The 25,429-nt window shown below is 27.1% G+C and carries 15 protein-coding genes; 11 read left to right on the forward strand and 4 right to left on the reverse strand.

Annotation, left to right across the window (positions count from 1 at the left end):
* Positions 1-74: 74 nt before the first annotated feature.
* From thrS to AB4W73_RS02840, 7 genes are all read left to right on the forward strand, one after another.
* Complete coding sequence (thrS, locus tag AB4W73_RS02810; RefSeq protein WP_367680329.1) at positions 75-2,030, forward strand: threonine--tRNA ligase; 1,956 nt, start codon at positions 75-77, stop codon at positions 2,028-2,030.
* 3 nt (positions 2,031-2,033) lie between these two features.
* Positions 2,034-2,582, forward strand: coding sequence for a translation initiation factor IF-3 (infC, locus tag AB4W73_RS02815; protein ID WP_367680766.1), 549 nt, complete (start codon positions 2,034-2,036; stop codon positions 2,580-2,582).
* A 167-nt stretch (positions 2,583-2,749) separates the two neighbouring features.
* Positions 2,750-2,953: a 50S ribosomal protein L35 gene (rpmI, locus tag AB4W73_RS02820; RefSeq protein WP_367680330.1), complete on the forward strand. Its 204-nt coding sequence runs from the start codon at positions 2,750-2,752 to the stop codon at positions 2,951-2,953.
* 42 nt (positions 2,954-2,995) lie between these two features.
* Complete coding sequence (gene rplT / locus AB4W73_RS02825) at positions 2,996-3,379, forward strand: 50S ribosomal protein L20 (protein WP_367680331.1); 384 nt, start codon at positions 2,996-2,998, stop codon at positions 3,377-3,379.
* Between the two features lie 315 nt (positions 3,380-3,694).
* Positions 3,695-4,678 (forward strand): phenylalanine--tRNA ligase subunit alpha, encoded by a 984-nt coding sequence (gene pheS / locus AB4W73_RS02830; RefSeq protein ID WP_367680332.1) that lies wholly within the window; start codon positions 3,695-3,697, stop codon positions 4,676-4,678.
* Positions 4,679-4,691: 13 nt separating this feature from the next.
* Complete coding sequence (pheT, locus tag AB4W73_RS02835; RefSeq protein WP_367680333.1) at positions 4,692-7,079, forward strand: phenylalanine--tRNA ligase subunit beta; 2,388 nt, start codon at positions 4,692-4,694, stop codon at positions 7,077-7,079.
* 4 nt (positions 7,080-7,083) lie between these two features.
* On the forward strand, positions 7,084-7,383 hold the full coding sequence (locus tag AB4W73_RS02840) for an HU family DNA-binding protein (RefSeq protein WP_367680334.1): 300 nt from the start codon (positions 7,084-7,086) through the stop codon (positions 7,381-7,383).
* Between the two features lie 1,007 nt (positions 7,384-8,390).
* On the opposite strand, the gene glnA is transcribed toward AB4W73_RS02840, so the two are convergent.
* Positions 8,391-9,794, reverse strand: a complete 1,404-nt coding sequence (glnA, locus tag AB4W73_RS02845) for a glutamate--ammonia ligase (RefSeq protein WP_367680767.1) — start codon at positions 9,792-9,794, stop codon at positions 8,391-8,393.
* 263 nt (positions 9,795-10,057) lie between these two features.
* Between glnA and typA the strand changes: the two genes are divergently transcribed.
* Complete coding sequence (gene typA, locus AB4W73_RS02850) at positions 10,058-11,890, forward strand: translational GTPase TypA (protein WP_367680335.1); 1,833 nt, start codon at positions 10,058-10,060, stop codon at positions 11,888-11,890.
* Between the two features lie 4,468 nt (positions 11,891-16,358).
* Here the strand turns inward: typA and minE are convergent.
* The 3 genes from minE to minC are packed head-to-tail and all read right to left on the reverse strand — an operon-like array spanning position 16,359 to position 18,147.
* Positions 16,359-16,628, reverse strand: coding sequence for a cell division topological specificity factor MinE (minE, locus tag AB4W73_RS02855; protein ID WP_367680336.1), 270 nt, complete (start codon positions 16,626-16,628; stop codon positions 16,359-16,361).
* Positions 16,629-16,632: 4 nt separating this feature from the next.
* On the reverse strand, positions 16,633-17,445 hold the full coding sequence (gene minD / locus AB4W73_RS02860) for a septum site-determining protein MinD (RefSeq protein ID WP_367680337.1): 813 nt from the start codon (positions 17,443-17,445) through the stop codon (positions 16,633-16,635).
* 24 nt (positions 17,446-17,469) lie between these two features.
* Entirely contained in the window at positions 17,470-18,147 is a 678-nt protein-coding gene (gene minC / locus AB4W73_RS02865) for a septum site-determining protein MinC (protein WP_367680338.1), read from the reverse strand.
* A 1,313-nt stretch (positions 18,148-19,460) separates the two neighbouring features.
* Between minC and purH the strand changes: the two genes are divergently transcribed.
* The 3 genes from purH to yihA all read left to right on the forward strand — a co-directional run bounded on the left by purH (position 19,461) and on the right by yihA (position 25,416).
* Positions 19,461-21,050 carry a bifunctional phosphoribosylaminoimidazolecarboxamide formyltransferase/IMP cyclohydrolase gene (gene purH, locus AB4W73_RS02870; RefSeq protein WP_367680339.1) on the forward strand — a complete coding sequence of 530 codons (1,590 nt, stop codon included), beginning with the start codon at positions 19,461-19,463 and terminating at the stop codon, positions 21,048-21,050.
* Positions 21,051-21,099: 49 nt separating this feature from the next.
* Complete coding sequence (purD, locus tag AB4W73_RS02875) at positions 21,100-22,368, forward strand: phosphoribosylamine--glycine ligase (RefSeq protein WP_367680340.1); 1,269 nt, start codon at positions 21,100-21,102, stop codon at positions 22,366-22,368.
* A 2,421-nt stretch (positions 22,369-24,789) separates the two neighbouring features.
* On the forward strand, positions 24,790-25,416 hold the full coding sequence (gene yihA / locus AB4W73_RS02880; protein ID WP_367680768.1) for a ribosome biogenesis GTP-binding protein YihA/YsxC: 627 nt from the start codon (positions 24,790-24,792) through the stop codon (positions 25,414-25,416).
* Positions 25,417-25,429: the final 13 nt, after the last annotated feature.

The following is a 25,429-nucleotide window of genomic DNA, read 5'->3' on the forward strand; positions in this document are numbered from 1 at the left end:
TTTTATTCTTTTTATAAGTATCAACTATAGTTATTAACTAGATAAGTTTTAAACTGTAGTATTAAGGAATTAGAATGCCTATTATTACTTTTCCTGACAGTAACCAACGTTATTATGATAACGCGGTTTCTGTTTTTGATATTGCTAGTGATATTAGCATTAGTTTAGCGGAAGCATGCATTGCAGCTCAAGTAAATGGTCAACTCGTTGATGCTAGAGATTTAATAAAAGAAGACGTGCAACTTACAATTATTACAGCTAAAAATAATGAAGGGTTAGAGGTTATTCGTCATTCTTGTGCACATTTATTAGGACATGCCATTAAGCAACTTTGGCCTGATACTAAAATGGTTATTGGTCCAGTAATAGAGCATGGTTTCTATTATGATATTGAGTTAGAGCACCGATTGACACAAGAAGATTTATTTTTATTAGAAAAAAGAATGCATGATTTGGCTGCTAAAAATTATAATATAATTAAAAAAAAAGTTAGTTGGCAACAAGCTCATGATATTTTTTATTCGCGTAATGAAGACTATAAAGTTTTAATTCTTAAAGAAAATATTTCTCCTGATAGTTACCCTACCTTATACTATCATCAAGAGTATATTGATATGTGTCGTGGCCCTCACGTACCAAATATACGTTTTTGTCATAATTTTAAATTACAAAAAATTTCTGGTGCCTACTGGCGTGGTGATAGTAAAAATAAAATGCTACAACGCATTTATGGTACTGCATGGGGCAATAAAAAACAGCTTGTAACCTACCTAAAAAAGTTAGAAGAAGCAGTAAAACGTGACCACCGTAAAATAGGCATACAACTTGATCTATATCATATGCAGGCAAACGCTCCTGGAATGGTCTTTTGGCATGCTGATGGTTGGACTATTTTCCGTGAACTGGAAAATTTTATACGTATTAAGCTTGAAGAGTATCAGTACCAGGAAGTAAGAGGACCCTTTATGATGGATTATGAATTATGGAAGAAAACTGGTCACTGGAATAACTATGGTGAACACATGTTTATCGTCTCATCAGAAAATCGTGAATACTGTATTAAACCAATGAATTGTCCTGGACATATACAAATTTTTAATCAAGGAATAAAATCCTACCGTGATTTACCACTTCGTATGGCAGAATTTGGTAGCTGTCATCGTAATGAATCTTCTGGTGCATTGCATGGCTTAATGCGTGTACGTAGCTTTACGCAGGATGATGCTCATATTTTTTGTACAGCAAAACAAGTACGTGCCGAAGTAAATAATTGTATCAAGATGATTTATGATATATATAGCGTTTTTGGTTTTAAAACAATTAAAGTTAAGCTCTCTACTCGACCAAAAAAACACATTGGTAACGATGAAATTTGGCTAACTGCTGAGAAAGATTTAGCAGCTTCATTAGTTGAAAATGGTATTGATTTTGACCTACAACCAGGTGAAGGAGCATTTTATGGGCCAAAAATTGAATTTACCTTGCATGATTGTTTGGAGCGCGCATGGCAATGTGGTACTGTGCAACTTGATTTTTCATTACCAAGTCGTTTAGATTCTTTTTATATTGATAAGGATAATCAGCGGAAGATACCTGTAATGATTCATCGGGCTATCTTAGGATCAATGGAACGTTTTATTGGCATATTAACCGAAGAGTATGCTGGATGCTTCCCTACATGGCTTGCTCCACTACAAGTGGTAGTTATAAATATTACTGAAAATCAGGCAGATTATGCCCAAAAAATTAGCCAGAAATTACAAAATATAGGCATTCGAGTAAAAGTAGACTTGAGAAACGAAAAGATTGGCTTTAAAATCCGTGAACATGTATTACGTAGAGTTCCTTACCTATTTATATGTGGGGATAAAGAAGTTAAATTAGGTAAAGTTTCAGTTCGTACACTTGGTATCCGTACTCGTAGTAGTACTGTGCATAATAAAGATTTAGGTTGTTGTGATTTTAGTATTATTACAAACCAACTACTTAAAGAAATTCACAACCGTAGTCTTTATCAACTGGAGGAATGAAATATTAAAGTCGGAAAAAGAATTCAACCGGTGCGACCTAATCGAATTAACAGAGAAATCTGTACAAAAGAGGTTCGCTTAACAGGTATTGATAGTGAACAGATTGGCATTTTTAGTCTAAATGAGGCTCTTGAGAAAGCTCAAGAAGCAGGTGTAGATTTAGTAGAGATTAGTCCTACTGCAGAACCACCAGTCTGTCGTATTATGGATTATGGCAAATTTCTTTATGAAAAGAGTAAGTTAATAAAAGAGCAAAAAAAGAAACAAAAAGTTATTCAAGTTAAAGAAATAAAATTTCGTCCAGGCACTGATGATAGTGACTATCAGATAAAGCTACGTAACCTGATACGCTTTTTAGAAGACGGCAACAAAACTAAGGTTACCTTACGGTTTCGTGGACGTGAAATGGCGCACCAGGAAATTGGCAGAGAAATGCTTGAACGTATCCGCAAAGATTTATGCGAGACGTATGATTTAGCTATACTTGAGTCTTTTCCTGCACGAATTGAAGGTCGTCAAATGATCATGGTTCTTGGGCCTAAGAAAAAATAGCGGGTATTTAATCTATTATGAAAACATAATTTTATAATAATTAAAGTTAAGGTATTAGTTATTATTAATTGTTACAATAAGCTTTAAGTAGTAAGGATTAATTTTTTCTGTTAGTTAGATTATTTAATTTATTTAATTTAATTAATAATACATAGTGGATATATTTAATGTTAAAGAAAAAAATAAAAACTATACGTGGTGCTGCTAAGCGATTTAAAAAAATTGGGAGTGGTACTTTTAAATGTAAGCATTCTGGCTTACGTCATATCCTAACTAAAAAATCGACCAAATGTAAACGTCATTTACGTCCAAAAGGTTTAGTATCTAAAAATGATCTAAGTCTAATTATAACGTGTCTACCGTATGCATAAATAATTTTATTTTAAATTAAAGACGATATGGAGGAGAGGTAAATGGCTCGAGTAAAACATAGTGTTAGTTCACATGCGCGGCATAAGAAAGTATTAAAAAAAGCAAAAGGATATTATGGTGCGCGTTCACGTGTATATCGTGTTGCTTTTCAGGCAGTAATTAAAGCTGGGCAGTATGCTTATCGCGATCGTCGGCAACGTAAGCGTCAGTTTCGCCAATTATGGATTACACGCATCAATGCAGCTGCACGTGAAAATAATCTATCTTATAGTAATCTTATTAATGGTCTAAAAAAATCCTCTATTGAAATAGATCGTAAAATCCTAGCTGATATTGCGGTTTTTGATAAAGTAGCTTTTGCCGTTTTAGTTAAAAAATTAAAGTTAGTGCTAAAATTTAAAAGAAAAGAACTAGCGCTAGCGTAAGTTATAAATAAAAAGAAGGTGACATAAATGCTATTATTCTTCTTTTCTTTTTTGAATACCAATTACTCGTAGTTATATATAAAAAAATAAAAGATAGAACTAATACCTCCCATTGTGGAGGTTTTTTTATATTAAAATAACCAAAAATTTATTATAAAAATATAGATAGCACTACAAAGACAGAGGTATAGTACGTAGTAATCTTTATATATACGAAAATTATAAGCATCAAAGTAACGCAAAAATTTACAGTACTCACTACAATTTTATGAAACTTACATATATAGATAACACTTACTAGAGGATAAAAAAACAATGTTGTGTCTTGTAGAATTAGTTGCTAAAGCTAAAGTAGCCATAAAAAATGCTAAAAATATTACTGTTCTTGATGCAATACGTGTCGAATTTTTAGGTAAAAAAGGCTATTTAAGTCTTCAAATGATATCATTACGTAATTTACCAATTAAAGAGCGTCCTATAGCTGGTACGATAATTAATCAGGCTAAACAAAAAATACAAGAAATGCTTAACATCCGTAAAGAAATACTAAGATCAAAGATGCTTGATACGCGTTTAGTAGTAGAAACTATTGATGTTTCACTACCTGGACGTCGCATGGAAAACGGTGGACTACATTGTATAAGTCAAACTATTGATTACATTGAAACTTTTTTTAATAAACTAGGATTTTCTGTTGTAACAGGACCAGAAATTGAAAATAATTATTATAATTTTGATGCACTAAATATTTCGGCTCACCATCCAGCCTATGCTGATCATGATACTTTCTGGTTTGATAGTACTCGTTTATTACGTACTCAAACCTCAGGGGTTCAGATTCGCGTTATGCAAAGACAGCCACCACCAATTCGTATTATTGTGCCAGGACGTGTCTATCGTAATGATTATAATAGTACTCACACGCCAATGTTTCATCAAATGGAAGGCTTAATGGTTGATCATAATATTAGTTTTGCTAATCTAAAAGGAATTATCCATAATTTTCTGAAAAATTTTTTTGAAGAGGATCTGCAGATTCGTTTTCGTCCTTCTTATTTCCCATTTACCGAGCCTTCTGCCGAAGCTGATATTATGGGTAAGAATGGTCAATGGCTTGAAGTGCTTGGTTGTGGTATGGTTCACCCAAATGTGCTACGTAATGTGGGTATCAATGAGAGGAGTTATTCTGCTTTTGCCTTTGGTATAGGAATAGAGCGCCTTGCTATGTTGCGTTATGGTGTTAATGATTTACGCGCATTTTTTAAAAATGATTGGCGTTTTCTCAAGCAGTTTAATTAAGATAGGATTTTTTATGAAGTTCAGTGAACTTTGGTTACGTGAATGGGTTAATCCTGCTATTAGTATTGATTTATTAGCTGATCAACTTACTATGGCAGGTATAGAGGTTAGTGCAATTAATGCTATTACAAGTGATTTTTATGGTATAGTTGTTGGTCACATTATTAAATGCAGTAAACACCCAAATGCAGATAAACTACGAGTAATAAAAGTTGATATTGGTACAAATAATCCCTTAAATATTGTTTGCAGCGCACCAAATTGTCGGCAAGGATTAAAAGTGGCAGTGGCTACTGTAGGTGCAGTACTGCCTATTGGGCTTAAGGTTAAAACAACTAAGATACGAGGTATTTTTTCTGAAGGAATGCTATGTTCGGCATTTGAACTTAGTTTTGATGAAGATAAGGTTAATATTATTGAACTACCTATTTCAGCATCTATAGGTATAGATATTTATGAATTTTTAAAATTAAATGATAATATTATTGAGGTTAATGTAACTCCGAATCGTGCTGATTGTTTAAGCATTATTGGTATAGCTCGTGATTTAGCTGTTATTAATAAATTATTATTAACAGAGCCAGAAATTACTCCACTAAGTGTTACCTTCCAAAATACTTTACCAATTCATGTATTAGAAACATCAGCATGCCCCCGTTATCTTAGTAGAATAGTCAAGGGAGTTAATTTATCTATTACTACTCCAAAATGGATAAGCGAAAAGTTACATCGTTGTGGTATTCATTCAATTGATCTAGTAAATGATATCATTAATTATGTATTGATGGAATTAGGACAGCCAATGCATGCTTTTGATCTAGATCTAGTTGATAGTGAAATTATTGTTCGTTTTGCAGTAAAAGATGAAGAGTTAATATTACTAAATGGTAATAAAGTATACTTAGATATTGATACATTAGTTATTGCCGATCGACAAAAGGTGTTAGCAATAGCTGGTATTTTAGGTAGTCAGCATTCTAGTATTAATAAACAGACCCGCAATATATTATTAGAATGTGCTTTCTTTAATCCATTAGTAATTACTGGTCGTCCCCGTCGCTATGGTTTATATACTCATGCTTCTCATCGTTACGAACGTGGAGTAGATCCAGCATTACAATACAAAGCAATGGAAAGAGTAACCCGTTTGCTAATTGATATCTGCGGTGGAAAAGTAAGTTCAATTATTGATATAACTACAAAACAAGCTCTGCCAAAAAAGATAACCATGAACCTACAGTATAAAAAATTACACCATTTATTAGGATACTCTATTCCAGAGCAGCAAGTAAGCGATATTTTATGTCGCTTAGGGTGTAAAGTAATAAAAGAAGAAAATGGTTGGCAAATTATAGCTCCAAGTTGGCGTTTTGATATGCAGATTCAAGAAGATTTAATTGAAGAAATTGCACGTATTTATGGATATAACCATATCCCAAATATACCAATAAAAACAGATTTACCAATGACTTCACGTTTTGAAACGTATTCGTCATTTAAGCGAATAAAAATACTATTAGTTGATCGTGGTTATCAAGAAGCTATAACCTATAGTTTTGTTGATCCTAAAATACAGGCTCTGCTACATCCACAACAAGAATCTCTAGTTCTACCAAACCCAATCTCTGCTGATATGTCAGTTATGCGTTTATCATTATTAACTGGCTTGCTCTCTACAGTAATTTATAACCAGCATCGTCAACAAACACGTTTACGTATATTTGAAACTGGTCTATGCTTTACTCCTAATAAATTAGCTGAGTTTAAAGTAAGACAAGATCTAATGCTTGCTGGTGTTATTACTGGTAATTATTTAGAAAAGCATTGGGATTTTCCTAATCGACAAGTAGATTTTTATGATTTAAAAGGGGATCTTGAGGCTGTTCTAGAGTTTAGTGGTAAGCTATCTAAGGTACAATTTTGTAGCAAAAACTATCCAGCATTACACCCAGGACAAAGTGCAGGAATTTATTTATCTAATGAATTAATTGGTTTTATAGGTGTAATTCACCCAAGATTAGAAGAAAAGCTAGGTTTGCATGGTCGTACAGTGGTGTTTGAATTACAGTGTAACAAGCTAGTAAATCTTACCTTACCTAATGTTTGCGAGATATCTCGTTTTCCAGTAAATCATCGTGATATTGCTATTGTTGTAGCTAAAGATATCCCAGTAGCAGATATTTTAGCAGAATGTAAGAAAATTAGCGTAAATCAAATAGTTGGAGTAAACTTATCTGACGTATACTATGGCAAGGGTATTAGTAAAAGCCATAAGGGCTTAACTATTAGTTTAACGTTGCAGGATACTACTAAGACATTAGAAGAAAAGGAAATTACTGCTATTATTAAAAAGTGTGTAATAGCCTTAAAACAACGATTTCAAGCATCCTTGAGGGATTGAATTTATGGGGCTTACCAAAGATAAAATATCAGAAAATCTACTTAATAAGTTTAAGATACTTAATCAGGAAATAACTAAAATTCTGGTAGACTTATTCTTTAGTGAGATACGCTATGCTTTACAGAATGGCGAAGAAGTTAAGCTATGTAATTTTGGTAGCTTTAAGTTACGAGATAAACCTACACGTCCGGGACGCAATCCAAAAACTTCTGAACCAAAACTTATTACGGCACGTCGTGTTGTAACTTTTCGTCCTTCTGATGAATTTAGAAAACAAGTAATAAATGCTGCACCTAAAAAATAATTAATTATTTAATAGCCTAAATAATATAAATTTATGTTATATATAATTTATGTACTTATTTAAAGTATTTTTAGGTTTAAGAAAAAACTTTAGAATACTTAAATATTTTATAACAGCATCTAATATGCTTTAAAGCATATTAGATGCCAGAAATGTTAATTCCTAGGTAATTAATACTCTTATATTGAGAGAATATTAGAATAGTTATTTACATCAAGTATTAATTCTAAGATATACATCTTAGTAGTTAGTCTATTATGTATTAAATAAAGATAATTATTTAATTCATGATATTAAATTTATATTTTATATAAGGAATCTATTTTATTCATGTATAGGTTAGATTTTTCTTTTCTTTATACTATAAAAATTAACTAAATTTTAATAAATCATTAATAATAATATTACATAAAATAAATCATTTTATATTATACATTAGGTAATAAAGTTATTGCTATCCTTTCATAGAATTATATAAGATTTATATGGCTATATAAAACTCTTAAATTAAGATGAACACCTTATTTATAATAAATATTTTATTTTTAGAGATACCTAATTTTTTTAAAATTATTAAATAATAATAAATTATTTAAATTTTACTTTATATACTAGCTAATACTAAATATATCTAAATCCTTTAAGTTATGTATCTTTACTAAATTATTTAATGTTTTAGAATTAAAGTTTAGATAATCATTACTAAAAAATTTAAATAAGTTATTTTTAAATATAGAAGCAATATCTCTGTTGCTAGTGTATTATGAGTTAGGTAAGAGCAGCTTAATTTACTATTAAAATATAACTAAACTAAAACTATAAGATATTGGTTTTTATTCTTTATTATTTTTAATAATCTTAAACAAAATACTAAATTATCATTAGCAGTTTATTATTTAATAATAACTAAAATAAATCCTGATACAAGATAATATTAGAAATAAAAAACAAAGATTATTAAAAATAACTTACCGACTTTAAATCTAGCCGGTAAGTCTAGCTTAAAATTATACGCTATAATACATTTCAAATTCAAGTGGATGAGGCGTCATCCGTATACGATCTACTTCTACGTTACGTAAAGCAATGTAAGCATTAATAGTATCCTGAGTAAAAACACCACCATGGGTTAAAAATTCACAATCAGCATTTAAAGCTATTAGTGCTTCTTCTAAAGAGTTTGCCACTGTTGGGATCTCCTTAGTCTCTTCCTGTGAAAGATCATATAAATTTTTATCCATTGCTACACCAGGATTAACTTTATTAGCAATACCATCAAGACCTGCCATTAATTGAGCAGAAAAAGCTAAATAGGGGTTAGCAGCAGGATCAGGAAAACGAACTTCAATACGTCGCGCTTTAGAGTTACCAACAATAGGAATTCTAATAGAAGCAGAACGATTACGAGCAGAGTAAGTTAACATAACAGGCGCTTCATAGCCTGGTACTAAACGCTTATAAGAATTAGTAGTGGGATTAGTAAAAGCATTAATAGCTTTCGCATGTTTAATAATGCCACCAATATAGAATAGAGCCATTTGAGATAAACCACCATATTGATTGCCATCAAATAAGTTAATTTCTCCTTGTAATAGTGACATATGACAATGCATACCAGAACCATTATCGCCAAACATAGGCTTTGGCATAAAGGTTGCAGTTTTGCCAAAAGCATTAGCGATATTATGTACAATATATTTATAAATCTGAACCTCATCTGCTTTTTTAGTCATGGTATTAAAACCAGTTGCCACTTCATTTTGACCTGCAGTTGCTACTTCATGATGATGCGCTTCAATAGTTAGACCCATAGATTCCATCGTTAAACATAGAGCAGAGCGCAAGTCTTGTGAAGAATCTATTGGTGGAACAGGAAAATAGCCACTTTTTACTGCAGGCCGATGACCTTTATTACCAGTCCTATATTTAGTAGAAGAGTTCCACGCACCTTCAATATCATCTATAGCAACATGAGAACCTGAGATGCTACTACCAAAACGAATATCATCAAATAAAAAAAACTCGAGCTCTGGTCCAAATAATATGTTATCAGCAATTCCTGTTTTTTTTAAATAATTTTCTGCACGTTTAGAAATAGAACGTGGATCACGATCATATCCCTTTAGAGTACCTGGTTCACAAATATCACAATAGATAATTAGAGTAGCATTTTTGAAAAATGGATCCATTACTGCTGTTTCAATATCTGGCATGAGTACCATATCAGATTCGTTAATACCTTTCCAACCAGCAATGGAAGAGCCATCAAACATTTTGCCATTTTTATAAAAATCATTATTGATTTGATGAGCAGGCAAAGTAATATGTTGCTCTTTCCCTTTAGTATCGGTAAAACGTAAATCTACAAATTTTACTTCATTCTTTTGTATTATGTTTTTAACAGCAGATATTTCTTCGGCTAGTTTATCAGCAACGTACATTCTTTGTATCTCCTAGATGAGTCATTGTTATCATATAACAACGATTAGCAGATATTTTATCTAAAAAGGTTTAATAGTAAAAATATTGCTTGAAAAAGACTACTGGAAAAATATTTTGTGTTAAAAAAGTAATTTTAGCACCTAAGCTATTTAAATAACCTACTTATGTCATATCATAAAAACTTACTATACATGTACAATACATTATTTATAAATATCTAAGGTAAAAAACTTTGACTAATAAAAATTTACGTAATATTGCTATTATTGCACACGTTGATCATGGAAAAACTACCCTGGTTGATAGATTATTACAACAATCTGGTACCTTTAGTAAACGTGCTAAAGCGACAGAACGAGTAATGGATTATAACGATTTAGAAAAAGAGCGTGGTATTACTATCTTAGCGAAAAATACTGCTATTAAATGGAATGGATACTATATTAATATTATTGATACACCAGGACATGCTGATTTTGGTGGAGAAGTAGAAAGGGTTATGTCAATGGTTGACTCAGTATTATTAGTTGTCGATGCAATAGATGGCCCAATGCCACAAACACGTTTTGTAACTAAAAAAGCCTTTGAGTATAATTTAAAACCTATTGTAGTTATTAATAAAATTGATCGCTCTGGTGCTCGTCCCAATTGGGTAGTTGACCAATTGCTTGATCTATTTATTAACTTAGGTGCTACTGAAGAGCAATGTGGTTTTATAGACTATGTTATTTACGCATCAGCATTAATGGGTATTGCAGGTAATGCTTATAATAAGATGGCAAAAGATATGACACCTTTATATGAAGCTATTATTAATCATGTTCCTGCTCCTAAAGTTGATCCTAATGGCACATTACAGATGCAGATCTCTCAGCTAGATTATAATAACTATATGGGTGTTATTGGTATAGGTCGTGTTAAACGTGGCATTATTAAACCTAACCAACAAGTTACTATTATTAGTAGTATAGATAAAATACGTAATGGTAAAGTAGGTAAGATATTTAGTTATATGGGACTTGAACGCATTGAAACTATGATAGCAGAAGCAGGTAATATTATTGCTATTACTGGCCTTGGTGAACTTCATATTTCTGATACTCTTTGTGATATTAATGCAGTTGAAGCACTACCTATGCTTTCTATTGATAGACCTACTATTAGTATGTATTTTAGCGTTAATACCTCACCATTTTGTGGTAAAGAAGGTAAATATATTACCTCGCGTCAAATTTTAGAACGTCTAAAAAAAGAGTTAACACATAATATTGCCTTACAAGTAGAAGAAACAGAAGATGCTGATACATTTCATGTTTCTGGCCGTGGTGAACTTCATCTATCAATATTAATTGAAAATATGCGTCGTGAAGGTTTTGAACTATCGGTATCTCGTCCAAAAGTAATTAATCGTAAAATAAATGGTCGTAATCAAGAGCCTTTTGAAAATTTAACCTTAGATATTACTGAAAAGTATCAAGGAACTGTTATGCAAGCTTTAGGAAAGCGTAAAGGTGAAATAAAAAATATGGATGTTAGCGATAAAGATCGTATTCGTTTAGATTATTTAATTCCAAGTCGTGGTTTAATTGGTTTTCGTGCTGAATTTATGGCTATAACTTCAGGCACAGGATTGCTTTATGCGACCTTTAGTCATTATGATGATGTGCTTCCAGGCGAAATTGGTCAGCGTCAAAATGGTGTCCTTATTTCTAATGGACAAGGCAAAGCAGTTGCTTTTGCACTACATAATCTACAAGATCGTGGTAAATTATTTTTAGGACATGGTGCTGAAGTTTATGAAGGTCAGATTATTGGTATTCATTCACGCTCTAATGATCTTACAGTTAATTGCTTAACAGGCAAAAAATTAACTAATATGCGCGCATCTGGTACTGATGAGGCTGTAATCCTAGTTCCTCCTATTAAAAAATCTTTAGAGCAGGCATTAGAATTTATTAATGACGATGAACTTATAGAAACGACACCAGTATCTATTCGTATTCGTAAACGCCATCTTAAAGAAAATGATCGTAAGCGTGCTAACCGTAGTAGTAAAGGTATTTAATCTTTTTCTATTTATTAATTACCGAAAGCTTATATTTAGGTACTAATTTTTTTCAGTTTTATTGATAGCTTAAATAAAATAAGTTTAATGTATAATTTATATTTACTATAATAAAATAAAAATTGAAAATTATTACTAATTTGTTGAAAGATATTATAGAAATCTCATTATAAGATAATAAACTTAAAAAGTTATCTATAATAAGGTGGTTTATTATAAAATAGTGATAAATAAATGAGATAAACTAATATTATAAAAAACTATATCAATATAAATATAAAGTATCTACTATTTATAGTTATAAATCTTTTTAATATTAACTAAAAATCTTAGTATCTTAGTAGTAATAATATTAAAGTGAATTGTTTACTAAGAGAGACTAATGCGTGGTTAGTAGTATTCATATTAATTATGTATAATTTTTCTAAATTAAATTTTATAGATAAAAAAACTACTACGCCATAAAAATACTAGTTATTACTCTTAATAAATGTTAAATTAATGGTAATAATTAGATACTATTTTGTTTTATCCTAATTATTGTAGTTAATTACAGTAATTATGATAACAATATTCTACTAGGAAAAAACTTAAAATAAGTAATTTTAAATCTATATTTTATTTTATTTACTAATACTTTATTTATATACTAACTTTAATTACCTAGGAGTTAATTTAATTTTAGTTACATAGATATTATCTAAGAGCTATTTTAGTAAATCTTATATGTACTACTATAAGTTAATTATAAGTAAATTAAAATAATAACTAATCTAAAGTATACTAGCAAAAAACATATCTGTTTTATGTAAGTATATAAAATTATAGTTAAATTAAAGATTAAATTATTCAATAATACTTTATTTTAGAGACTTATGTAGTGCTATTATCTTCTTTAAATTTAATATATATTAATTAATTAAGCTTTTTATAAAAATTACTACATAGCCTGTATTTTTTAATTATATAAATTTAGTTATTTTTATTAATAGGGTTATGATTATTTCCATTTTTTTGTAATATTTATTTTTTATTTATTAATATTTGTAATAGTTTATATAGAAAATAAACTAAGATAATGTTATAGTAGAAATCTTATAACTTGATATTTAATGTATAAATAATTAACTATTGTATAATATCAAGATTATTTATATATAAAATTTTTTGCTATCATAAGTATATTATTTAATAAAATATTACTTATCATTATATTTTTAATTATTATATAAATAATAATATTCTCTATACCTATAATAGCATAAAACTTGATTCCAAAAGTATCTTAAAAAAAATTATTATTATTGCAAGTAATATATATTTTATAAATACTAGAATATTTAAGATAACATACTAAAAGATAAATTAATTTTTAATATCTTCTTACTTGCTCCTAAACCTTAATTATTTATTAAATATAAATAAATTTTTTATTACGTTATTATTGATATATTGTGTAAGTCTTAAGTACTAGAAAACATAACTAGAATAAAATAATAAAATACAAATATAAATATAAATATAAATAAATATTTTTAGGTATTTATTGTATTAAGAAATATACTTTAAAAAATTATTATAATTACTGTTAATGTTTCTAAATAGGCGTGTTGAGAAATTACTAATATTTCTTTATATAATAGTATTAAACTAATTTAGACTAAATTTTTAAAAAACTTATTACTTATACTAATATATTTTTAGTATATAAATTTTAAGAATATTTAGTTATAATTGCTAAATTCATTATCAGTATTTAAAAGAGTAAAAATTAATAAAGGTACCATTACTTTATTGCTATTAAAGTTAACAATAACAAATATTAATATCTAATGATAAAAATTATCATATTATGGATGTTAATAAATTTCTAGAATTTTTATAGCTATTAAAACTATAATAATTTATCTATATAACATAGATATTCTTACTAAGAAAGTAGGGCAATATACAGTTAAAACTTTATTATATTAATATAACAGTAGAATTAACTAAAATTATTATATCTATTTATTAGAGGTATTTTAAAAATATAATATTGTATTGTGCAAAAAATTATCTTTAACAATAAAAATAAATAATATTTATCACTAATTCTAATAGCATTAGATATGCTTTTATCATTACTTAAAATAAGAATTAAGTTTAAAAAGATAACTAGTTTAGTTAAAAAATATAAAATCTATTTTTAACATATAATTATATTGTTTAATATTTTATAGACTAACCTCATAGCTATAAATATTAATTTCCTATATACAATAAATATATTACAGTATTAACTAAATAATAATGTAATAATGATTATTATCATAATTAATTTTACTTTTACTTTAAAAAATTATTAGTTATGATTAGATAAAGCATGTTATTTTATCGCATGTAAGAAATTAATCTCTATTACTAATAGTAAATTATATTAAATTTTATACGTAATATATTAAATAATAGATACCTTAATATAATTACCTAGTAATATTTTTCAGCACTATATTATATAAATAAAAAATTAAATATATGAAACCAAATATCATCAACACTAATATATTATCTTTATAATATATTAGTGGCATAAATAGATTTGCTAAAATGTTACGTTAGCTCATTTTAATAGCTATCCAATTTTAATCAAATAAATGCTCTACCATGATTATGGTAATTATGATAGGAATTAATTATTAGTAATTTATCACTGTAACATACAAAAACTATACAATTTATTTATAATAATAAATAATAACATATTGATGTTAATTGATATTTATCAATAAAAATAAATAGATTACATAATATTTACTATATCAAACATAAATTGACTTAAATCACAGTTATTCATAAAAATAGTTAATATTACATTAATTCTTTTTTTCTTATAACTTTATTTAAATTAATTTGTAAGTTTCTATTGCTCTTTAGATAAAGAGCGCTATTTTTATAACACGGAAAATAATAATTTAAGTAAATATATATTAATTATTTACTATTATTATTTTATAGATTATAAGTATCGTGAATAGCAATATTTTATAACTAATTACCTAAATCTAACTTAGATAAAATCTCTTACAGAAAACTTTATAATAAAAGAAAATAATATTTTGAATTATTAGTTAATTATAAGTAATAGTGAATTGAAAAGAATTTACGAGAAATTTCGTACCTATAAAGAAGTAGTATTAGATATATAATTCATTATAACATATACTATTACCTACAGTTAGATTTTATCTAATTGTATGATAGGAAAATTTATCTATTACCAATCTACTTGTTATTAGAGAATAATAACTATTTTATTAGCTATTATAAAATAAGAATGTAATAAAATTCATACATGCTAAAAGAGAAGATATTAAAGTTTTTTATATTTCTTTAATTAATTAGTAACTCCTATAATTAATAGCTAAATCTTAGCAGCTTTATTGAAGATGCAGCTTGTCTCGCAGTCTTACTACTTTAATAAAGAAATATTATAGTGTTGAACTAAATAGAAATACATAGTGCGTATCCGATTAGTTAATGCGCTAATAGTAAAAAACAATATTATTGTGCTACTACTGATATATTTCATCTTTTACCATTCGCAAAATAATTAGTATTCTAAATGAATTGCTACGGTTAGATGAAAGTCATTAAATATAAATGTTTATTACTTATTTTACCGGCACCATTAAATTCTAAATCTAACGCTAGTTTATAAAAAAAATTGCTCGTGCCTAATAGTTATTAATTTCTAAACTAACCTTATTGCAAAAACTAGCCGAATGTCTTTTGAACAAAGCACGCAAACTTAATTTAATAATTAATTTTATAACACCAAAGGAATAGTTGTAGAAAATTATATATTATTAATTAATTTCTCTTAGAAAATTTAACTTATCGGGGTTATAAGTTAGAGATCTATTATAGAAATACCTTATTAGAATCAGTTATGTAAAATAATCTAGTACTAGAAAAACTACTACTGCTATTAAAACTATTATTTAAATAACATAACTATAAAGAAACATTTAAGAGATTAGGATTAAATACAATTAATTAGCTTAGCTTGTAGATTAAATAGCGAGTTATTAGTTTTATGTAGATAAATTAACTAATTATTAAAATATTATTAGTAATCAAAATTAATAGAACAGCTACCTGAACCTATCACTGTATAGCATGCTGAATTATTAGCTTTGTCATTACAGGAAATACTTAAAAATATTAGATTTAAATACTATAGAGAATAGTTATCATGTTTAGTCTATCTTAATTATTTAATAAAAATATATTGATAAATTATCATATTTAAATTTTTATAAGAGATAAATAAGTAGTAGTACTAATTATTATAATTTTGAATTATAATAATTAGCTATAAATACACTAGTAATAGTGTTTAGTAATCTTATTAAAGAATAAATATCTAGCTTTTTATTAATACTAATTTCTCTTATAATATAAAAATTAAATTATTTAATAATAATTATTTTAATATTTCTTCTGTATCTGGTAAGGTTACATTAAGTTCTAATACTGAAATATCATCACCTTTTTGTTCAAATTGCACTTGTAACATATCAGGATTAATCTGCACATACTTACAAATTACTGCTAGAATATCCCGTTTTAAATTAGGTAAATAATGAGGTTCTTGTTCGCCACGCCGACGTTCAGCAACTATAATCTGTAGCCTCTCTTTGGCGATATTGGCTGTCAGTTTTTTTCCTGACAGAAAAAAATCTAATAAAGCCATCGTGTTATCCTCCAAAAAAACGTTTTATAAACCCTTTTTTCTCTTCTTTAATAAAACGAAAGTTACGCTTTTCTCCTAATAAACGAGCAACAGCATCAGCGTATGCTTTACCAGCATTAGACCCTTTATTTAAGATTATAGGTTCTCCTTGATTAGAAGCACTTAAAACACACTGATCTTCTGGGATAACACCTAATAGCGGGATCCTTAATATATCAATAACATCATCCACGCTTAGCATATCACCACGACTAACTCTAATTGGGTTATAACGAGTAAGTAATAAGTGTTCTTTAATTGGTTCTTCACCTCTCTCAGCACGACGCGATTTTGATGATAAAATACCAAGAATACGGTCAGAATCACGTACTGATGAAACTTCAGGGTTAGTTGTAACAATCGCTTCATCAGCAAAATATAATGCCATAAATGCCCCAGTTTCAATTCCTGCAGGAGAATCACAAATAACATACTCAAAATTTTTCTCATCAAGACCTATTAATACTTTTTCAATACTTTTTTTATTTAGAACATCTTTATCACGAGTTTGTGAAGCAGGAAAAATATATAGATTTTCTGTGTGTTTATCTTTAATTAATGCTTGATTTAATGAGGCTTCTTCTTGAATCACATTAACAAAGTCATAAACTACTCTTCGTTCACAACCCATAATTAAATCAAGGTTACGTAGGCCAATATCAAAATCTATAACTACTGTTTTTTTGCCCTGCTGTGCTAAACCTGTTGCAATAGCCGCGCTTGATGTTGTCTTACCAACGCCTCCTTTACCCGATGTAACAACAATAATACGTGCCATAAAGTATATTCCTTTTTAAAAGGCTTAGCTTAATAATTCTATAGCTAAAGCATTAGCTGATAAATAGAAACTAATAATCTTATCTTTGTAGATAGAAGGAATTTTATCACTTAACCAATAATGCCCAGCAATAGAAATTAATTCAGCTTCCGACTGCGTGCAAAAAATTTGACATTTTACATTACCAGAGACTCCCGCAAGTGCTCGTCCACACATTTTTCCATAAACATGAATATTACCATCAGCAATTAATTCAGCACCAGGACTAACAGTATTCATAATAATTAAATCACGATGACGAGCATAAATTTGTTGACCAGAACGAACAGGAGTACGGACAATTTGTGTTTTGTTAGAAACACTATCCTTAGATAAATTTGGTATTGAATTTTCTCTTTTCCCTTCAATAAGTAATGGTAAATTTGCTTTTATCAGCGCAGTTTTATGTTTTTTATCACGAAAACCACTAAAACCAACAACATGCAAACCAACACTTTCTACTACTTGTTGTAACTCCATCCAATTTGTTTCTATTGGTAACATAGCAACATTAATTACCACTGGCGCATTTTGTAAAAAAGTAGGTGTTTTATCTATTTCTTGTTGTAATGCTAGGCGAATCTCTCTTAGTTGTGAACTATATAAGTGTACAACTACCATGGTGAAATTACTACCTTGTAGTTTTATTGGCAACGATGACATCTATTTAACTCGATTTTTACCAGGTTAACCTATTGTGATACCATATTATAACCTATATAAACAAGACAATTATAATAGATTTTTTATAAAATTAACTATGTAATATACAGTATATTATGCTAAAAATTTTATTTTATATGATATTTATAATTCTTATATACTGAGATATAATTGTAACCATTACATGTCCTAAATATTTTAACTTAATATAGTAAATTCTTTATATATTATACTAAGACTTTATAAAAAACTTAATTAAAAATAAAACTATTAATACTAGTATAATAAATTTATTAAAAAATAACTTTAAATTTATTTAAAATTTTTATGTTACCTATGTTTTAATTAAGCACTTATTAATAATATACTAAAATATTCATTAATTCTTTTTTATTATATATAATAAGAGACAATACTTTATTACTAATTTTATTTCTTGTAAATAAAACTTAAAAGATTTAGAGTAAGTCTTGTAAAATGCAGCATTAATTTTTTTTATTATATTAACTAATTTAGTTAACCTCTATTCTTTATAGATAACTTATGTTACGTAGAGTTAAGTTAGCAATTTAATATATTAAATAGTAAAGTAATTGCTAAATTTTTAACAATAGATATGCATAATCTTAACTGTCTACGTAAGGATCTAAATTTTAATTATAGTTAAATAATTAATATAATAAAGAAATTCCATGAATAAAATATACTATGGCATAACATATACGCAGAGACCTAATATATTAAAAATAATTAATATACATATAAATTATTTATTAACTAAAACTTCATTATTAGCATATTAAATAATTTTAATTTATATTAAACTAACTACTATATCTTAAAATAAGGTTTATATAAACTATTAGATAATACCTTAAAAATTAGACAATAAAAATTTAAACTTATTATAATTATAATAAAAAGTCAGTTTTATTTTTTTAGTTAATTTATTATCTATACAAAGTAATCATTAGTAATATAAATAAAAATACTATAAATAAATTAGTAATTTTCTTTAGTATTAAATAGAAAAGTCGTTTCTTAGTTTTTTTAGATAAATATTAATTAATTTATTTCTACTTATTAAATAACTCATACAAAAAGGTATAAATACTGTGTTACTTATATAATTATTATTTAATACAGAGAATTGTTACTCCTTATGTTATTTATTGCATTCCATATCTTATAATTAACCTCTTTTAAGACTTTTATTTGTCTAATTTGATAAGTGTCAAATAGATATTTTTATTATAATATATATTGGTAATTTTTACTATAACTTTATAGTAAAATACTAAGGAATAAAAATTATGCAACAAACTACTATAATATACCGTGCTTTAATTAGTGTTTATGACAAGACTAATATTATTGAATTTGCTACTGAACTTTATACACAGGGTATTGAATTATTTTCTACAGGTGGCACTTTTAATTTATTACAAAAAGCTGGCTTAGCTGTTTGTAAAATTTCTGATTATACTGGTTTTCCAGAAATAATGGCAGGACGTATTAAGACCTTACATCCTAAAATACATGGTGGCATTTTAGGGCGTCGTAGTAAGGATAAAGCTATTATGGATAAATATAATATCCAATCAATTGATATGGTAGTTGTTAACTTATACCCATTTGCTCAAACTATTGCTAAATCTAATTGCTCGTTAGAAGATGCTGTTGATAATATTGATATTGGTGGCCTTACAATGATACGTTCAGCAGCTAAAAATTATAAAGATGTTACTGTTGTAGTTAGGAATAATGATTATAAAGATATTATCAATGAATTAAAAAAAAATAGTGGTTTTTTAACTGATACAACCCGTTTTAACCTAGCAGTTAAAGCTTTTGAGTATACCGCCGCTTATGATAGTATGATTGCTAACTATTTTGGCACTTTAGTTCCAGCTTATAATGGTAATATAACTCAGCCTTCTGGTTGTTTTCCTAGAACTCTAAATCTTAATTATATCAAAAAACAAGATATGCGTTATGGTGAAAATAATCATCAAAAAGCTGCTTTATATACAGAAAAAAAACCGAGAGAGTCTTCTGTTGTCTGCTCGCAACAATTACAAGGTAAAATACTTTCTTATAATAATATCACAGATACTGACGTAGCTCTAGAATGCGTTAAAGAATTTAGTAATCCTGCTTGTGTAATTGTCAAACATGCTAATCCTTGTGGTGTAGCTATCGGAAAATCTATCCTTAAAGCCTATGAGGCTGCTTATAAAGCTGATCCAACTTCAGCTTTTGGTGGTGTTATTGCTTTTAACTGTAAGTTGAATATTAGGACAGCTCAAACTATTGTTGCACGCCAATTTGTTGAAGTGATTATTGCTCCTAATATAAGTGAAAATGCTAAAATATTCTTAGCTAAAAAAGAAAATATACGTATTCTTATTTATCAACAATGTGATAAACAGAAAGAAACATTAGACTTTAAGTCTGTTAATGGAGGATTATTAGTTCAAGAAAGAGATACAGAGGTAGTAATATTAGATAATTTAAAAATTGTTTCTAAACGTCAACCTAGAAAACAAGAGTTAGATGATGCTTTATTTAGTTGGACGGTAGCTAAATTTGTTAAATCTAATGCTATTGTTTATGCACGCAATAATAAGACTATAGGAATAGGTGCTGGTCAGATGAGTCGTATTTATTCAACTAAAATTGCTGGAATTAAAGCTACTGATGAGGGATTAAATATTTCAGGTGCTGTAATGGCTTCTGACGCTTTTTTTCCATTTCATGATAGCATAGATACCGCTGCTGCTGTTGGTGTTACTTGTATTATACAGCCTGGTGGCTCAATTCGTGATCAAGAGGTTATTACCGTAGCTGATAAATATGATATTGCTATGATTTTTACTGGCATACGTCATTTTCGTCACTAAGTTTACATTTCTTTATTTTTAAATAATACAATTTAGCAGAAATATTACGATGAATATTTTAATTATTGGTAACGGCGGACGTGAACACGCGCTAGCTTGGAAAGCAACACAATCTCCTTTAGCAAAAAAAATTTATATTGCGCCAGGTAATGCAGGTACTGCATTAGAACCTAAATTAAAAAATGTTAATATTAGCACTACAGATATTCCTGCATTGCTAACATTTGCTAAAAGTTATTCTATTGATTTGACAATCGTAGGCCCCGAAGCACCTTTAGTGATTGGTATTGTTGACGCTTTCCAAGCTGCTAATCTAGTAATATTTGGCCCAACCAAAGCTGCAGCACAATTAGAAGGCTCAAAAGCTTTTAGCAAAGATTTTCTAACTCGTCATCATATTCCAACTGCGGCGTATCGAAAATTTACTGATATTAATGCTGCATTAATTTATATCCATAAAAAAAATACCCCAATTGTAATTAAAGCTAATGGTTTAGCTGCTGGCAAAGGTGTAATTATTGCTAATACACAGAAAGAAGCCGAAACAGCAATTAATAATATGTTAGTTAGTAATACTTTTGGTAATGCTGGTCATTGTATTATAATTGAAGAATTTCTTGAGGGTGAAGAAATTAGTTTTATCGTTATGGTAGATGGAAAAAACATATTACCTATGGCAACTAGCCAAGATTATAAACGTATTAATGATGGTAATCTTGGACTAAATACTGGTGGCATGGGTGCTTATTCACCAGTTCCTGTAGTAACAGATAGTATTTATCAACAGATTATGGAAAAGATTATCCGGCCAACAGTACAAGGAATGGCAGATGAAGGTAACGCTTACAGTGGTTTCTTATATGCCGGTTTAATGATTACTAGTAATGGACAACTAAAAGTTATCGAATTTAACTGCCGATTAGGTGACCCAGAAACACAACCTATTATAATGCGTATGCGTTCTGATTTAGTTGAACTTTGTTTAGCAGGTACACAAGGTAAATTAAACGAAAAAAAAACTGAGTGGAACGAATATTATGCATTAAGTGTAGTACTAGCTGCTGAAGGGTATCCTGGTAATTATCGTAAAGGTGATATTATTCAAGGTTTACCACAACAAGAAATTATAAATACAGGAAAAGTATTTCATGCAGGTACTTATTTAAATAATAATAATCAAGTAGTTACCCATGGTGGACGTGTACTTTGCGTAACGACTCTAGGCGTAACTATCGCTGATGCACAAAAACATGCATATGCATTAGTTAAAAATATACAATGGCAAGGAGTTTTTTATCGAAACGATATTGGTTGTTAAACTATTATATTAAATAAATAATAATAAAGAACTACTAGATCTTTTATTTTATATATAAAAATAAACTTAAATACCCCTTTCTATTTTAGTAATAATTACTAGTATAGTTAATTACTTAACTATTTTTTAATATATTGTCTATTTTTTAGACGTACCAACTATCTTTAGAGTTTAATACCATTACTTTATTAGCTATCTTTTTAAAAATCTTACTAGAAATAAATACTAGAAGATTAGATCTGTTATCTTAAGTAGTTTTATTATTTATAGATTATGTCTAATTCTTGCTTTATATTAATTAATTTTAAAAATATCAAAACTAATTAATTATATTAAAGCCACTCCTTCCTTTTAAATGATTTATAATGGTACCTAAAAAGTTTTTAAAATTAATGTAATTACCATTACTATGGTTCCTTTATATATAAAACATTAATTAATTATATCTTATTTATTAATATTAGTTATTTATCTTAACATATACATCGCTATAATATGGATATTATTCAATAAAAAAATTTTGTAAATGCTAGGTGGATACCTATAGCTTAATGTTTCTTAGTTAAAAAGGTTTTATTATCTAATTTTTTAGTTAAATAAAACGTTTTTTAAATACTAGTATTTAAAGTATTCCATTAATAATACGGGTAATAATTATAATAAAAATATTATAGATTAAATTAATGGTAGTTATTTTAGTTAAATATACTTACTGCATAATAAAATAATATTTTTAATCACTATTATTAATATTTAGTAGTTTAGTATAAAAACTAAAATCTACTTATGTCTATTATTGATAATAAACAAATATAAATTATTATATATTACCAATAATAATAGTTGTTCACCATATTTTTTAAAATATTTAGATTTTAAAATTAAAATAGGAACATTTAATATTCCGCTATGTATATTTAAAATTTTTCTTGACTATAGTTTTAATTTTCCCAATAATACTCTATAAGATAATTATTATTTTATAATAAGCTTAATAGCTTAATAGCTTAATAGCTTAATAGCTTAATAGCTTAATAGCTTAATAGCTTAATAGCTTAATAGCTTAATAGCTTAATAGCTTAATAGCTTAATAGCTTAATAGCTTAATAGCTTAATAGCTCTAGATATTAAATATTATTTAAGTTATATTTAAGTAAATTACGATATTTAAAATATGTACTATTTAAATCTATATATTATAAAAATTTATTTATTTTTAAATTATAGTTAATAAGAATAATAGTATTTAATTGTTAAATTAGTATATTTTAATTAAAATTAAGAATTTTATATGAGTTACTTAAATTACAAGCGGTTTAAAATTAAAACTCTATATATCATTGCGTGAATTTTATAATTTCTTAGTTATCATACTTTTTTAATTAATATTCATTATATATTACTACTAATAAAAAATATGCTAGAACTATAATTTAATATAAACCTAACTATTTAGTCTAAAATATAAATTTTCATAGACTTAGATGTGACTTATTAGGAACTAACTTTTATGTAAACTATAAAAATTCTAAGCATTCTAATTTACTTAAAAAAATTTATTTATTTAGATAAGATTTATATCCAATCACTTAATAAGAAAATTTAATAACTAATTATTAATTTTTAAGTAATAGCATATTTTAAGTGAATTATTTAAATAATATAGGCTATAGGATTATAGTAATTTATAATATAAGTAATTTATTTATTATCAAATGTTGAGTATAGAAAAAATCTTATAGGTTATTTATAAAATAACTAATAATATATCAATTAATAATTATTAAAATATAATTATAATTTTTAAAAGTATACTAATAAATTATTCTCTTCATAATATAATATGATATGGATATCAGTAAATAACTCATATAAATCAAAAAGTTTAAATACAATTATTTATTTCTAATACTACTTTAACTATATAAATAATGATAGATAAATTAGTAGTCTTCTCTGGGAAGAGTTAAATTAAAACAAGTAGACAAAATATTTCCTAAGTTAGTAAGTAATTTTTTTATTTAGTATTAGCAAAATTATAAACCTATAAATATTACTTAGTTAGATAGTTTTTAAAAATACTTATAAAAACTTATTGCCATAAATAATAAACATTTTTCATTCTTTTATAATTCTATTTATAATAAATTATAGTGTCGATAAGTACATTTTTAAAATAAATAAAATATATCTAATAATACCTATTTATACTATATATTACGAATTAAATTCGTATTTTTTTAACCAGTAATAACTAGAGTATAAAAACTTATTTTAAATTTTTTTTCTATATATAAATAAAAAATAAGTAAAAGATATAGTTACTCTTTATACGCATAAAATAAAAAAGACAAACTTATTCTTTTTAATACTATTATAATTTCTAAAATAGCATCTATTTAAGGAAATAAGAAAAATTTGATTATCACAAAAAATAATTATCATAAAGCTTACTTTATAACTAGTGCGCCAAATATTCATTGTCTTCCTGCTAGTGAAGGTATTGAAATTGCATTTGTAGGTTACTCTAATGCAGGTAAATCTAGTGCGCTTAATACATTAATTAATAAAAAAAATTTAGCTAGAATTAGTAAAATACCAGGACGAACACAACTAATTAATTTATTCGGTGTTATTAATGGCATACGCCTAGTTGATTTACCTGGTTATGGTTATGCTAAAGTACCAGAAAAGATTAAAAATAAATGGCAATATGTATTATATGAATATTTAGAGAACCGTAATTGCTTAAAAGGATTAGTTATGCTCATGGATATTCGTCATCCATTAAAATTATTAGATCAACAAATAATTACTTGGGCAATTACTGCTAATATTCCAATTTTATTGCTACTTACTAAAACAGATAAATTAGCTTTAAGTATGGCTAATACTCAACTTAATATAGTACGTAAAGCTATGATCTCTTTTATGGGAGATATCCAGGTAGAAAAATTCTCATCAACCAAAAAAATAGGTATTAATAAATTACAAGAAAAATTAGATAATTGGTTTAGTAAGTTTTCTTTAAGAGAACAAGCTCTATAAATATTATCTACAA

Source organism: Candidatus Fukatsuia anoeciicola (assembly GCF_964059965.1).
Classification (GTDB): Bacteria; Pseudomonadota; Gammaproteobacteria; order Enterobacterales; family Enterobacteriaceae; genus Fukatsuia; species Fukatsuia anoeciicola.